Origin of the sequence: Xanthomonas sp. SI, from assembly GCF_014236855.1 — a bacterium.
Lineage (GTDB): Bacteria > Pseudomonadota > Gammaproteobacteria > Xanthomonadales > Xanthomonadaceae > Xanthomonas_A.
In genome coordinates this window covers 1027638-1042230 of sequence record NZ_CP051261.1, presented here as the reverse complement: position 1 = coordinate 1042230, position 14593 = coordinate 1027638, and the positions used below count along the sequence as shown (strand labels likewise).

Genomic DNA, 14593 nt, shown 5'->3' with positions numbered 1-14593 from the left:
GCGCGACTACAGGCAATCGATCAAGCCGTCGTTGACGCTGCGCTGGCTGTGCGGCAGCGGCGCGAACAACGGGTGCTCCCCGGCCAGCGCCTGGTACAGCGCCACCAGCCGGGTCTGCGGCAGCAACGGTGTGGGGCACTGCCACAGCTTCGCATCCACCTGCACCTGGCCGGTGGCCGGGTCGATGCTGGCCTCGCTGGCGCCGAAGGTCCACACGCACTGCCCGATCGCCCCATCGCGCTGGCGTACCGAGCAGCGGTAGCGCAGCGGCTGGTAGTCGCTGTACTCGCCCTCGCAGAAGGTGTCGCCGCAACTCTGGTCGAAGTCCTCGGCCAGCCGCCGCTCCAGATCGTCGAACGCCTCCCAGCCTGCGCCCGCGGTGGGATAGTCGACCGCATCCACGTAGACCTGCTGCTGCGCCTGCGCCTGCGATGCGCCACAGGCCAGCAACACGACCGCCAGCAGCGGGCCTATCGAATACCGGATTCCTTTCATCGTCTTGCTCCTTGGGATGGACTGTGGACATAGCCTCGCCTCACAAGCGGCCGGGCACTATCGGAAGCCTCCCCATGCGGCTCGGTATGGAGTCCGAAAACCTTGTAGGAATAGGCTTAGCCGCCCGCGCTGCATTGCAACAGCCAACCGACTAGAATGCAGGCCTCTTTGAAGCCACTCCACTGGAGCTAGCGCATGGGTCTGGAACTGGTCACCTCCGGCAAGAATCTCCCGGAAGAAATCAACGTCGTCATCGAAATCCCCAAGGATTCGGAGCCGGTCAAGTACGAAGTGGACAAGGCCAGCGGCGCGATCTTCGTCGACCGCATCCTGTCCACGCCGATGCGCTATCCCTGCAACTACGGCTACGTGCCCAACACCCTGTGCGGCGACGGCGACCCGGCCGACGTGCTGGTGGTGCTGCCGCTGCCGCTGGTGCCCGGCTGCGTGGTGCGCTGCCGCCCGGTCGGCGTGCTCAAGATGAGCGACGAGGCCGGCAGCGACGAGAAGATCCTGGCGGTGCCGGTGGCCAAGGTGTTCGAGGGCTACGGCCACATCGAGGACATCGCCCAGGTGTCGGGCCACTGGATGGAGCGCATCGGCCACTTCTTCGAGCACTACAAGGATCTGGAGAAGGGCAAGTGGGTCAAGCTGGACGGCTGGGGCAACGCAGCCGAGGCCAAGCAGATCCTGCTGGACGCGGTCGAGCGCTACAAGGCCGGCGCCTGACCTGACGAACCGACGCCGCGGCGGGGGGGATCGCCCGCCGTGGCTGACTCGCTTCACGTTTTACGAATACGGACGCTGCCGTATTCCGGGGTTTAGAGTACATTGCTGAACGAATGTCCGGGCCGGTCGAGCGTGAACCGGCCCCTCTTGGGGGGTAGTCTCTTGCGTATCCTGTTCGTCGGCGACGAGGCGAGCCTGCCGGCCGAAGTCACCGCATACATCCGCGAATTGGGCGAGGACTGGCAGGTCCAGACCGTGACCGACGGCAATGCCGCCATCGCCGCCGCCGCGACCGTGCAGCTGGATGCGGTGATCGCCGCGCCGGCGCTGCCGGACCTGACCACGGCCACCTTGCTCGGCCAGATCCGCACGCTGAGCCCGGAAACCATCCGCATCGCGCTGATCGACGCCGAGCAGAGCAACCGCGCGCCGCCGGCGCGCATCATCGGCGTGGCGCATCGTTTCCTGCCGCTGCCGCTGTCGCCGGAAATGCTGCTCGAGGCGGTCACCAGCATCGAGGAACTGCAGGAGCTGCTCGGCGATCCCCGGTTGCGCGCCAGCATCGGCCGCATCGAGAAGCTGCCCTCGCCGCCGCATCTGTACCTGAGCCTGATGCATGCGCTGGAACAGGACGACGGCAGCAACGCCGCCGACCTGGCCAAGCTGGTCTCGGCCGATCCGGCGATCGCGGCCAAGGTGCTGCAGCTGTGCAATTCGGCGTACTTCTCCAACGGCCGCACGATTTCCGACCTGCGCACCGCCGTGACGCGGCTGGGCATCGCCACCTTGCGCGACCTGGTCCTGGCTAGCGAAGTGTTCTCGGTGCAGGCGCTGTCCAATGCCGAACGCAACGCGCTGCAGCAGCGCTCGCTGCTGGCGTCGAAGCTGGCGTCGAAGATGCTGCCGTCCTCCAGCGCCGAACTGGGCGCGACCGCCGCGCTGCTGGCCGACATCGGCCTGCTGCTGCCGGGCATCCGCAACGAGCGCGAGCCGGCCGTCGAAGGCGACGACGAACGTCCCGGCCATGCCGAGGCGGGCGCCTACCTGCTCGGCCTGTGGGGCCTGCCGATGCCGATCATCGAAGCGGTGGCGTTCCACCGCGAGCCGCAGCGGTCCAGCACCCGCAGCTTCTGGGTCACCGGCGCGGTGCACGTGGCGATGGCGCTGGCCAGCGGCTCGGAGATCGATGAGGACTACCTGACCAAGACCGGCACGCTGAACAAGCTGCCGACCTGGCGCGAACAGGCGGATAACCTGATGGGACTGACCTCGGCCTAGCCGCGGCCGCGCTGCCCTCGCGGCGCGGGAAGTTGATGGGAAAGCGGCTCTCACGTGAGAGCCGACCCCATCGCGCATCGTATCGAAAGGAATGAGCAGTGCCCCACGCGGCGCTGACGCCGGCGGCTTGCCGGCAATTCCGGCGATGCGTCATCGACACAGACCATCCAAGTAGACACATCGGCTCAGCTTCGCTGTCTTCGCCCCCCCCTCGTGTCCGACACTGCCGCCATGACCATTCGCCGCAGCGATAGCGGGACACCGGCGCTGCGGCCTTTCTTGCGGGAGTCATTCCGGGTGGCGTCGGGCCATCAATCGCGACGCGTTATCGGTAGTGTCCGTCGCGACTGAAGTCGCTCCCACAAAAAAACCGCCGCCCTCCTCGCTCACCGCTCAACCTCTCGCCGCCGCCGCATTCGATGTGCGCCGAAAGCAAAAAAAGACGGGCCTTGCGGCCCGTCCTTTTTTGTTACTCAGACGCCGATGGATCAGAAGCGCTGGGTGTACTTCATGTAGAGCATGCGGCCGATGTCGAAGCTTCCGTTGTACGAGAAGTTCGAGTTGGGCTGGCTGTACATGATCGGGCCCTGGTGATTGAACACGTTGTTGGCACCCAACGACACGGTGGCATCCCACGGCGCGTTGTAGCGGATCTGCACATCGTGGAACGTGTTGGAACCGACCGTGCGCGACGGCTGCTCCAGCGTGTACGCGGAGGTGAAGCCCGGCTCGTTGCACTCCGAACCGCCACCCAGATCGTACGTGCAAGCCTCGCGCAGACCGGAGTAGTAACGCACACCCCAGTTGACGCCGAAGCTGCCGTAGCTCCAATCCACGTTCAAGTTGGAACGAACGCGGAAGTTGGAACCCCAGTCGCTGCTGCCCCAGCCATTGTGCTGCTCGATCGGCGTTTCCGACTCGTTGTCGCGCTTGTATTCCTGGTAGTCCACGTAGGTGGTCTTCCAGTCGAACACGAAGTTGCCGAAGCCGGTGTCGCTCAGACGATAGCGCACGCCCAGATCGTAGCCGGCGGTTTCCTGGTAGCCGCCGTTGATCAGGGTACGGGTCACGTCGATGACCTGGCCGCTGGTGGCATCACGCACGAAACGGTCGCAGGCCGCGCCGATGTTCTGCACGTAGCACTGGTTGAGGATGGAGGTGACCGATTCGGCAGCGATGACGTTGTCGATGCGGATCTTCCACCAGTCCAGGCTGATGTCCAGGCCGTTCACGTAGCTCGGGCTGTAGACCAGGCCCAGCGTGTAGGTCTTGGAGGTTTCCGGCAGCAGCTCCGGGTTAGAGCCGGACAGGTACGCGTAGTTCGACTGCGACCCGGGACCGCTGGCATCCACGCCGCCGGAGGCTTCCTGGCGGAAGTTCGCCGGCACCGCGCCGCCGCAGCGCGTGGCCACGCCCGCGTTGCGGGTCGCGGCACCGAACAGGGTGTCGCACGGATCGGTGTAGGAGTCGAAGGTCTGCGAGGTGCCGCCGTACAGGTCGGACACGGTCGGCGCACGGAAGCCGGTGGCGTAGGTGCCGCGCACCAGCAGGTCGTCGATCGGCTTCCACTTCAGGCCGAACTTGCTGTTGGTGGTGTCGCCGAAGGTGTTGTAGTCCGAGTAACGACCGGCCACGTCAAACGACAGTTCCTTGGCGAACGGCATGTCGGCCAGCACCGGGATGTTGAACTCCAGGTACACCTCGTCCAGCGAGTAACCGCCGCGGGTCGGCGCGCCGGCCAGGTCGGTGCTCAGGCCGGACTGCAGCAGCGCGTCGGGATCGTAGCGCGCGTCTTCGCTGCGGTGCTCGACGCCTGCGGCCATCGCCAGGTCGCCGGCCGGCAGCGCCATGATGGTGCCGCTGAGGTTGGCGCTGTACACCTTGGTGGTGCTCATCGAGGTGTCGTGCGACGGCAGGAACAGGTACGCCTGCAGCGCCGGATCGGCCAGCGAGCCGGCACCGGCGGTGCCGTTCGGCAGCAGGGGGTTCCACGGCATGCAACCGGCGATCACGTTGCCGGCGGAGCCGCACTTGACCACGCCGTCGCTGTCCAGGAACGACGGGCCGACCGCGTTCTGCACGTTCGGAACGAACAGGTTGCCGGTACCGGTCTTGGTGCCCTTGTTGCGGTTGTAGACGTAGCCGACGTCCCAATCCCAGTAGTTGTCGCCCAGCTGGAACGAACCTTCGAGCCCGCCGCTGAAGCGGAAGGTGTTCAGCTCGGAACGGGTCTGGCGCGGCACTTCCCAGGTACGGCGCATGAAATCGACGTCCTGGCCCGGCAGCGGATTGAAGTAGCTTTCGCCCGACAGCGGGCTGTCGAACGCCACCGAACGGTACGGATAGCCGGCGATCTGCTGCAGCGTCTCGCGCTCGGTGTACAGCACGCTGGCGGTGCCGCGGACGTTGTCGGTGAAATCGAAGTTGCCGTTGGCGAACACCGAGCGGCGCTCGATCCCGGTCTGCAGGAACATCTGCTGGCTCGGGTTGGACAGATCGGCGTTGCTGAAGTCGTGGTAGTCGGCGAAGTTGCGCGGGTTGCCGCCCGGATTCAGCGAATACATGTTGCCGTCCGCGTCGAGCAGCACACCCTTCTCGCTGATCGCGCTCCAGCCGTTGGAGGCATCGGCGGTCGGAACCGGGTGGAAGTAGCCGTTCGGCGACGCGCTGTAATCGCGGTTCTTGGCGTAGACCGGATCTTCCTTGCTGTACTCGGCGCCGAGGGTCAGCGAACCGCGGTCGTTGCTGGCGCCGTAGACGAAGTTGTAGGTTTCCTTGTGGCCGTCGCCCTGGCCGTACTGGCCGACGTAGGCGCTGGCTTCCAGACCATCGAAGTTCTTGCGGGTGATCACGTTGATCACGCCGGCGATGGCGTCGGAGCCGTACAGCGCCGACGCGCCGTCGGTCAGCACTTCCACGCGCTCGACCATCGAGGTCGGGATCGAGGCCAGATCGGTGTAGCCGCCGGAGCTGACGCCCATGCGCTTGCCGTCCAGCAGCACCAGGGTGCGCTGCGGGCCGAGGTTACGCAGATCGACGTACTGGCCGCCGACTTCTTCGCCCGAGGACAACGCATCGGCGCGGCTGATCGCCGGCGAACCGGTGGCCGACAGGTTCTGCACGATATCGGCGACGCTGGTGTAGCCCTGCTTCTCGATGTCGGCGCGCTGCAGCGCGATTACCGGCTGCGCGGTTTCCGAGCTGGCCTGACGGATACGCGACCCGGTGACCTCGATGCGGTCGAGGTTGGTCGGATTGCTATCGGTAGCGGCGGATTCTTGCGCGCCGGCGATAGCCGGCGTCAACGCGATCGCGATGCTGGCGGGCAACAGGCCCAGCCGCACTGCGGAAGTGCGAAGGTTCATTCATCTCTCCAGGGGTAACGTTAGGGGCGTGTTAAGCGCCCTGGGCACGTTACGTTCCGGTGAGCACCGGCGCTTTGCTGCGGCCGTTCGCAGACTTTGCCGACTCTGGCGGCACCGCCGCCGCTTGTCGATATTGCGAAGCGGAGACGCCGAAGCGCGCACGAAAGGCGCGGGCGAAGCTGCAGCAGTTGTCGAAGCCGCTGGCCGCGGCGACCTCGCCGATCATCATCGCCGTGTCGCGCAGCAGGTCCGCGGCGCGCTCCAGGCGCAGCCGCGCCGACAGCGCCTGCGGGCTTTCCTCGTACAGGCATTGGAAAGTCTTGGACAGATACCAACTGGAGAAGTTGGTCAGCTCGGCCAGTTCGCTGATCCGCACCACGCGGTCGCGGTGTCCTTCCAGATACAGATGCGCGCGCTGCATGCGCCCGAACACCTGGCGCTTGCGCACCCGCGAACGCCCAGGGCAACGCTGCACGCGGTGCGACAGCTCGCCCTGCATCGAGGCCAGGTGCAGCAACACCGGACGCATCGCCAGCACATCGCCCGGCCGCGCCGCCGCCTGCCGCCATAGCCGCAGCGCGATCCGCGCCTCGCGCGGCGGCAGCACGCCGCGGCCGGCATACAGGGTCGCATCGGCCATCCGCCCAAGCGCCTTCAATGCGTCGGCGTCCAGGCTGAGGCCGATGCACAAGCCGTCGCGATCGGCCTGCACCAGCGGCCGCGAATCGCGCTCGAAGGCCAGCCACTGGCCGCGCTGCAGTTCGAAGCGGCCTTCCTTGGCTTCGATCCAGGCGCTGCCGCGCAGCTGGATCCAGACCGTGAACGCGGCGGCCGAGGCCTGCAGGCTACCCAGGCGCGCCGCGCCCAGGCAGGCCGAGCCGGCGGGCGCGTCCTCGTTGTCCAGGATCCGTTGCTGCCCACGATCGGCCAGGAAGACTTGTCGCATCCGATGCACCCGCTTTGCTTCAACCGGCGCGCAGTGTTGCCGGATGTGGCGGCAGGGTCAGGACGATGTGGCGATGTTTGTCCGAAATCGGCACGAAGCGGTCACGAACAACTTACGATGCTCACTTTCCCTTGTGCAGCAACCACTTGGAGGCGATCACCGAGAACCAGCCGGTGCTCTCGGGCATGCGCATGAAGCCGATGTCGCTGCCGTCCTCCACCGCCAGCGCCGCATACACGTCGCCGCTGCGCCGATCGATGCTGAAGCCATTGGCCGAACTGAGCCGGTCGCGGTCCAGGCACGCGCTGTCGCCGAGGCCGCCGCCGATCCGCGCCAGCCGGCTGGCGCACTCGCCGGTCGGGAACAGATAGCGCACCTCGCCGCCCGCACCCAGCGCCCAGGTGCGGTAGCGCCACAGCGACGGCACCGCCGCGTCGACTGCCGCCACGCTGGCCGGGTCCAGGGTCGCGTCGGCGCGCCACAGGCCGCTGCGCGCCAGGCGAGTGAACAGCACGCGCCCGCTGTCCGGGTCCACGCGCAGCTGCGAGACATCGTCCAGCGCCGCCAGCCGCCGCCACGGCAGGCTGCGCCGGTCGTACAACTGCAGCCGGGTGCGGCCGTTCTCGCCGAGCAGCACCAGCAGCTGCGCCGGATCGGCGGTGTACGCCGCCTGCAGCGGTTCGCCGGAAGGCACCGGCAAGGGCACGACGCTGCCCGACTGCGGCCGCACTTCGTAGATCGCCGAGCGCCCCTGCGCATCGCGGCCGCTGACCAGCAGCGATTGGCTGTCGGCCGACCAGGCCGGCGCCTGCCCGGTTTCCGGGCGCACGCCCTCGATCAGGCGCAACGACTGCGGCCGGGTCACGTCGCCCCACCACAGCGCGAAACTGCCGGAACGGTCTGAGGTGAAGACCAGTTGGCGGCCGTCGGGCGCGATCACTGGCTGGCTGTCGCGCCCGGTGGAGGCGAACAGGCGCTGGCTCTCGCGGTTGCCCTGGCGGTCCGCGGCGGAAATCCGATACAGCGCGAACTGCGGGCGCCGGTGCACGAACGCGAGCCGTTCGCCGTCGCGCGACAAGGTCGGCGACTGCGCATCGCCCAGGTCCAGGTCGCGAAGGCGCTGCGAGGCGGTATCCAGCCGATACAGGCGCGTCTCGCTGTCGACCCGGCGCCCGAATACCAGGCCGCGGCTGTCCTGGGTCCAGTCCCAGCCACGGATCTCGGCGAACTCGCGGGTCAGCGGCTCGGCGCGGCCGCCGCCGGCCGGCATCCGCCACAGGCCGCCCATCTGCGGGTTGCGCACGAAGGCGATCCACTGGCCATCGGGCGAATAACGCGGCGCGTAGTCGAAATCGCCCGCTCCGAGCGTGTAGGGCAGCGCACGCCAGTGCCCGCTGGCCAGATCCAGCACGCGGATCCCGCGGCTGGGCTGGCGCCCGGTCATGCTGCCGAACAGCAGGCCGCGCCCGTCCGGCGTCCAGTCGAAACTGAGCAGCTCGGTGCCGTCGCAGCGGGTCGCTTCGCGCGCCACATCAGGCTTGTCGGCGGCTATGAGCAGCACCTGGCACTGCCCCTCCGGCCCCAGCCGGGCGAAGGCGATGCGGCGGCCATCCGGCGACCAGGCCGGCAGCCGGTCGGAATAGCCCTTGCCCGGCACGCCGAGCGAGCGCGGCGGCACGCCGCCGGCCGCACGGCCGGTCGCCTGCACCAGCAGTTGCGTCCCCGCGCGGCCCTCGATCCCGGCGGCATACGCCACCTGCGCGCCATCCGGCGATAACGCCGGCTCCAGCTCGAAGCCCGGCATCGTGGTGATCAATCGGTACGGCCGCTCCGGGCTGCCGACCACCCGCTCCTGCTCGCTGCCGGCCGGGTCCTGGCCGCCCCGCGGCAGCCACCAGACCAGCATCGCCAGCAACATCAGGCCGGCGCCCGCGGCGGCCGCCAGCACCACCTGCAAACCGCGCGACGGCGGCGCAGGCACCACCGCGGCCGGCGACGGCGCTGCGTCGGCGACCGCCGGCATGGCGACGTCGGCATCGGCATCGGCGCACAGGTCCTCGCTCGCGGCCGCAGCCGCCGGCGCGCCGGCATCGACCTCGACCTCCGCCAGCGCCTGCACCGGCGCCACCAGGCGATAACCGGTCTTGGCCAGCGTCTCGATATAGGCCGGCGCGTCGCCCTTCGCACCGGCAGCGAACGCCTTGCGCAATTGGGTGATGGCCTGGGTCACCACATCGTTGGTCGGCTGCGTGTCCGGCCACACCTGGGCCAGCAAGGTCTCGCGCTCCACCACCTGTCCCGGCTGCGCCAACAGCACGCGCAGCACGCCCATCGCCTTGGGCGTGAGCCGCTGCGGCCGCCGCGCGCGCGGCGCATGCACTTCGCGCAGCGACAGCAGCACCAGGCAATCGCCGACCTGCAACCGTTCCGGAAGCAGTGGAGTGGCGGAGGATGACGAGGACATGCGACTAAGGCGACGACGATCTGCGATGGAGTGGGAACCACGTCACGGCAAAAGTGACGCCGTATGGCGCCAACGGGCAGATTCGGCAAACCAATGCGACGAATGCGGCCAGGCGTGGCGATGCCGACAAATTCTACCCTAGTCGTTGCCGCCGCCAACCGCGGCGAAGCACTACAGGCTCTCTCTCCGCCGACGAAACTCACATAAACGTTGCAAGATTACGCGCCAGTTGGCGCGTTTTTTTTAGCGATTGTTCAGGCTTTGGTTTTGCGTGTGACGCTGAGCCCAATCAGCCGCGACACCACAAGGGCGATATACATCACCCCGGCGAACTGTTCGAGCATCACCAACGAACGCGCCAGCGGCAGCACCGGCAGCACGTCGCTGAGGCCGACCCCGGACAGCACGCTGAAACTCAGGTACAGCAGCTCCATCCAGGTCCGCGGCGACTGCGTCGTCTGCGCGCCGATGAAGCTGCCCGGCAGCCATTGCTGGCACACCGAGAATGCGAAGGCGAACGCCCATGCCAGCAAGGTGAAGGTCGCGCCGGCCGCGTACAGTTCGTCGCGGGTGACCTCGTGGTCCTGCAGCATGTAGGCGATCAGGCTGGCCGCGGTATAGAAATACAGCAGGCTTTCCAGCAGTTGCGCGAACGCGCCGAGCTGCGGGCTGTGGTGCAGCGCCGCGGCGATCGACAGCACCACCGACGGCAGCGCCAGGCACCAGGCGATCCACAGCACCGACGGGCTGCGGTTGACCACCCACAGCGCCAGGCCCAGCACCACGATGCCGAACGCGCCGAACAGCGCGCGCCCGGCGGCGGTGTCTTCCATCAGCGGATACAGCAGCAGGCCCAGCAATTGCACGCCCAGCAGCAACGCGGACGGGTGGCGGCGCAAGGCGAGCGCGTAGCGGAGCATGCGGAATTCCGGAAGTGGCGTGCGCGCATCATAGACAAGCGCACGCCACGGCGGCGGCAATGCCGCGGCCTTACTCCTGCCGATAGACCTCGGCGCCGGCATCCAGGAATTGCGCCGATTTCTCGGCCATGCCGGCCTGCAGCGCGTCGGTCTCGCCGACGCCGTGCTCGGCGGCGTAGTCGCGCACGTCCTGGGTGATCTTCATGGAACAGAAGTGCGGGCCGCACATCGAACAGAAATGCGCCAGCTTGTGCGCGTCCTTGGGCAGCGTCTCGTCGTGGAATTCCTTGGCCTTTTCCGGATCCAGGCCGAGATGGAACTGGTCGTCCCAGCGGAATTCGAAGCGCGCCTTGGACAGCGCGTTGTCGCGCACCTGCGCACCCGGATGGCCCTTGGCCAGGTCGGCCGCATGCGCGGCGATCTTGTAGGCCATGATGCCGTCGCGCACGTCCTGCCGGTTGGGTAGGCCCAGGTGCTCCTTGGGCGTCACGTAGCACAGCATCGCGGTGCCGAACCAGCCGATCATCGCCGCGCCGATCGCCGAGGTGATGTGGTCGTAGCCGGGCGCGATGTCGGTGGTCAGCGGCCCCAGCGTGTAGAACGGCGCCTCGCCGCATTCGCGCAGCTGCTTGTCCATGTTCTCCTTGATCAACTGCATCGGCACGTGGCCGGGGCCTTCGATCATGGTCTGCACGTCGTGCTTCCACGCCAGCTTGGTCAGCTCGCCCAACGTTTCCAGTTCGCCGAACTGCGCCGCGTCGTTGGCATCGGCGATGCAGCCCGGGCGCAGCCCGTCGCCCAGCGAGAAGGCCACGTCGTAGGCCTTCATGATCTCGCAGATGTCCTCGAAGTGGGTGTAAAGGAAGTTCTCCTTGTGATGCGCCAGGCACCACTTGGCCAGGATCGAGCCGCCGCGCGAGACGATGCCGGTGACGCGTTTGGCGGTCAGCGGCACGTAGCGCAGCAGCACCCCGGCGTGAATGGTGAAGTAGTCCACGCCCTGCTCGGCCTGCTCGATCAGCGTGTCGCGGAAGATCTCCCAGGTCAGTTCCTCGGCGCGGCCATCGACCTTCTCCAGCGCCTGGTAGATCGGCACCGTGCCGATCGGCACCGGCGCGTTGCGGATGATCCACTCGCGGGTTTCGTGGATGTGCTTGCCGGTGGACAGGTCCATCACCGTGTCGCCGCCCCAGCGGATCGACCACACCAGCTTCTCCACTTCCTCGGCGATGCCCGAGCTGAGCGCGCTGTTGCCGATGTTGGCGTTGATCTTGGTCAGGAAATTGCGGCCGATGATCATCGGCTCGCTTTCCGGATGGTTGATGTTGTTGGGCAGGATGGCGCGGCCGCGGGCGATCTCGGCGCGCACGAACTCGGGGGTGATGACGTGCTGGATGCTGGCGCCGAACGCTTCGCCTGGATGCTGCTGGCGCAGCAGCGCATCGCGCACCGCCTCCAACCGCTGGTTTTCGCGGATCGCCACGAACTCCATCTCCGGGGTGACGATGCCGCGCCGCGCGTAGTGCATCTGGGTGACGTTGGCACCGGCCAGCGCGCGCCGCGGCAGGTGCCGGGCCGGGAAGCGCACCGCGTCCAGCCGCGCGTTGTGTTCGCGGCCACGGCCGAAATCGGAGCTGAGTTGTTCCAGCGCGGCAGTGTCGCCGCGCTCTTCGATCCAGCGCGCGCGCAGCGGCGCCAGGCCGGCGCGCAGGTCGATGCTCGCGTCCGGATCGGTATACGGCCCGGAGGTGTCGTACACGGTGACCGGCGGATTGTCTTCGCCGCCGAACAGGGTCGGGGTGCGGGTCAGCTGGATCTCGCGCATCGGCACGCGCAGGTCGGGACGCGAGCCTGGCACGAAGATCTTGCGCGAACCGGGGATCGGCCGGGTCACCGACTCGGACAGGGTATCGGCCTGCTGCAGCAACGGGCTGGGTACGGCATTCATCGGCATTCGTCCTATTTCTGAGAGCCTGCAGCGAGTGCGGGCGGTTGCGAGCGAACTCGCATCACGGACGAAGCGGCGGCGCGGCACGGACCGGCGCAAAAAGCGCATGGACCGGGCTTGCGAAGCTTCCCTACGCCGGTATCAACCGGATCAGGTTCGAAGGGACTGTCTCAACCGCGGCCTGCGCCGGCGGTACCCCCGCTTCTGCGCCCATTAGACCCGTTTCTGCGGCCGCAGCCAACCGCGCGCAGCTGAATCGGCGCACAACCGGACCCGCTTCTTGTCAGCGCCGGCACGCGCGCACGCCATTGCGGCAAACCCCGGCGACATACCGCGCCTAGCCTGGGCCCCACAAGAACGACGTCTCTCTCCCTGCCGCCGGCTCACCCCGGTGGCGTTTTTTTGTGCGGCGCCCGCCGCGGCGCTCATTCCAGCACGTAGGCCACGCGCAGTCCGCCCCAGTGGCGGCCGCGCACGTACACCGGCACCGACAGGTCGAACAGGATCTGCCCGGTGTCGCGCCGATACACCTGCAACAGATACGGCTGGGTGTGGCGACCGACGCTGCGCCCGACCCGATCGGTGAACATGCGCTTGGTGCGGTTGCCGACCAGATCGCGGGCGCGGTCGCCGCTCAGCGGCTGGCTGAAGCGCAGGTTGTGGGTGGGCACGTAGCCGTCAGGATTGGCGCAGATCGCGAACACGATCCATGGATGCGCGGCCAGCAGCGGTTCCTGCAGCGGCGGCAGCAGTTCGTCGCACAACGCATCGAAGGTGGTGCGGTACTTGGGTGGATCGATGCCCGCGATCGGCGTGTAGTCGGTGGAAAACAGCGCGTCCTCGCCGATGCGGCCGCGCGCGACCGCATCGGCCAGCGCCTGCCCGATCCTGCCGGCGGCCGCCGTCGCCAGTTCGCGGATGCGCGCGTGCCGCGGCTGCTGCATCGGATCGGACGGCAAGCGGAACAGGCCCACGCAGTCGTGCAGCGTGGCGCTGCCCGCGGCCAGCGCCGCGCTGCGCTCGACCACGCGCGCGACATGCTCCAGGTTGCTGCGGCTGAGCCCGACCACGTGCTCGACCGCGCGATCGATGCCGCCGATCTCTGCGCCTTGCGCGGCGACGCGGGTGGCCACGGTTTCCATCGCCGCACTGGCGCGACCGAGCAACTGGCCGATGCCGCCGAGCACCTGCTCGGTGCGCTGCGCCGAGGCGGCACTGTCGTGCAGGGCGCTGCCGGTCTCGCCGATGATGACGCGCACGTCGCGCGCGGCGGCGGCGGCGCGTTCGGCCAGGCGCCGGATCTCGCTGGCGACCACGGCGAAGCCGCGCCCGGCGGCGCCGGCATGCACCGCCTCGATGCTGGCATTGATCGACAGGATGTTGGTCTGGAACGCGACCGCGTCGATCACCTCGATGACCTCGGTGGCGCGCGCCGAGCGCCGCTCCACCTCGCGCATCGCCTGGCCCAGCGCGCGCGCCGCTTCCGCGCCCTGGCGCGCGCTGTCGTCGGCGCTGGCCGCCACCGCGATCACCGCGCGCAGTTCCTGGTCCATCTCGTGCAGGCCCTGCAGCAGCCGCCGGGTGGTCGCCACCACCGTCTGCAGCGCTTCCATCTGGGTCTGCGATTGCTGCGCCAGCTCGTCGTTCTCGGCGACCACGTGCGGCACGTCGGCGGCGATCTGCAGCGACAGCGCCACCGCCTGGCGGATCGCCTCGGCCAGGTTGCCGAAGCCGGCCGACAGGCGCCGCCCGGCCATCGCCTCGGTGTCCTGCGCGGACAGCGGCGTGCTCAGCCCCAGGTCCAGATCGCAACCGGTCAGGCGCTCGCCGACCCGGTCGAGCAAGGCCTGCGCCTGCGCACCGGCCTGCAGCTGCTGCGCCAGCGCCTGCAGCGCCGGGCTGATGGCGCCTTGCGCCTGGCCGCCGCCGAGCAGGGCGACGTCGCGCAGCAGCGCGGCGGTTTCCGGATGCGGCAGCGACAGCAGCCAACCTTCCCCGTCGCGATCGCGCTGATAGCGCACGCGCCGCGCCGGATCGGCGCCCGATGCCAGCCAGCTGCCCTCCGCACCGGCCAGCGACGCCAACGGCAGCCCCCACACCGCTTCGCTGGATTCGCCGAGCAAGGCCTCTGAGTGCACCCCGAGCAAATCCAGCGCGGCACGATTGGCGGCACAGACCCGGCCTTGCGGGTCCAATCGCAGCAGCGCCACCGGTGCGTCCGGCAAGGCCGCGGCATGTCCGGCATCGGCGTTCGGACCGCGTGTGAACAACGACATCGTCTTCCCCTCCAGGAACTCTTCCGCCATGGTATCGGCCGCCGCCGTGCAACCTGAGCGGGGACATGCGCAACCGGGATCGGCGTCATGTCCGGACTCTTGCGGATTCAGACGCCTGCGATCGCGCCGCGACGGCGAGGATCGCAGCCGATGGGCGCGGACATGGTCGTGA

9 protein-coding genes and 1 riboswitch are annotated in these 14593 nt (G+C 68.3%); of the genes, 2 read left to right on the top strand and 7 right to left on the bottom strand.

Translation table 11 applies throughout. The features are described from left to right. Positions 1-6: 6 nt before the first annotated feature. Entirely contained in the window at positions 7-495 is a 489-nt protein-coding gene (locus HEP75_RS04440) for a hypothetical protein (protein WP_185825588.1), read from the bottom strand. Positions 496-690: 195 nt separating this feature from the next. On the opposite strand from HEP75_RS04440, the gene ppa reads away from it, so the two are divergent. Both ppa and HEP75_RS04430 read left to right on the top strand, forming a co-directional pair. Then, positions 691-1224 (top strand): inorganic diphosphatase, encoded by a 534-nt coding sequence (gene ppa, locus HEP75_RS04435; protein ID WP_179567039.1) that lies wholly within the window; start codon positions 691-693, stop codon positions 1222-1224. Positions 1225-1386: 162 nt separating this feature from the next. Continuing rightward, positions 1387-2502, top strand: coding sequence for an HDOD domain-containing protein (locus HEP75_RS04430; RefSeq protein WP_185825587.1), 1116 nt, complete (start codon positions 1387-1389; stop codon positions 2500-2502). 488 nt (positions 2503-2990) lie between these two features. Here the strand turns inward: HEP75_RS04430 and HEP75_RS04425 are convergent, their stop codons facing one another. The 6 genes from HEP75_RS04425 to HEP75_RS04400 all read right to left on the bottom strand — a co-directional run bounded on the left by HEP75_RS04425 (position 2991) and on the right by HEP75_RS04400 (position 14421). Then, a complete protein-coding gene (locus HEP75_RS04425; protein ID WP_185825586.1) occupies positions 2991-5867 on the bottom strand; it encodes a TonB-dependent receptor in 2877 nt (958 codons plus the stop codon). 49 nt (positions 5868-5916) lie between these two features. Then, positions 5917-6813 carry a helix-turn-helix transcriptional regulator gene (locus tag HEP75_RS04420; protein ID WP_185825585.1) on the bottom strand — a complete coding sequence of 299 codons (897 nt, stop codon included), beginning with the start codon at positions 6811-6813 and terminating at the stop codon, positions 5917-5919. A 121-nt stretch (positions 6814-6934) separates the two neighbouring features. Further along, positions 6935-9277 (bottom strand): winged helix-turn-helix domain-containing protein, encoded by a 2343-nt coding sequence (locus HEP75_RS04415; RefSeq protein WP_185825584.1) that lies wholly within the window; start codon positions 9275-9277, stop codon positions 6935-6937. A 254-nt stretch (positions 9278-9531) separates the two neighbouring features. After that, positions 9532-10197 (bottom strand): two pore domain potassium channel family protein, encoded by a 666-nt coding sequence (locus HEP75_RS04410; RefSeq protein WP_185825583.1) that lies wholly within the window; start codon positions 10195-10197, stop codon positions 9532-9534. Positions 10198-10267: 70 nt separating this feature from the next. Beyond that, on the bottom strand, positions 10268-12145 hold the full coding sequence (gene thiC / locus HEP75_RS04405) for a phosphomethylpyrimidine synthase ThiC (protein WP_185825582.1): 1878 nt from the start codon (positions 12143-12145) through the stop codon (positions 10268-10270). 109 nt (positions 12146-12254) lie between these two features. Further along, positions 12255-12355: riboswitch (TPP riboswitch) on the bottom strand. A 215-nt stretch (positions 12356-12570) separates the two neighbouring features. Then, a complete protein-coding gene (locus tag HEP75_RS04400; protein WP_185825581.1) occupies positions 12571-14421 on the bottom strand; it encodes a methyl-accepting chemotaxis protein in 1851 nt (616 codons plus the stop codon). Between the last annotated feature and the right edge of the window lie 172 nt (positions 14422-14593).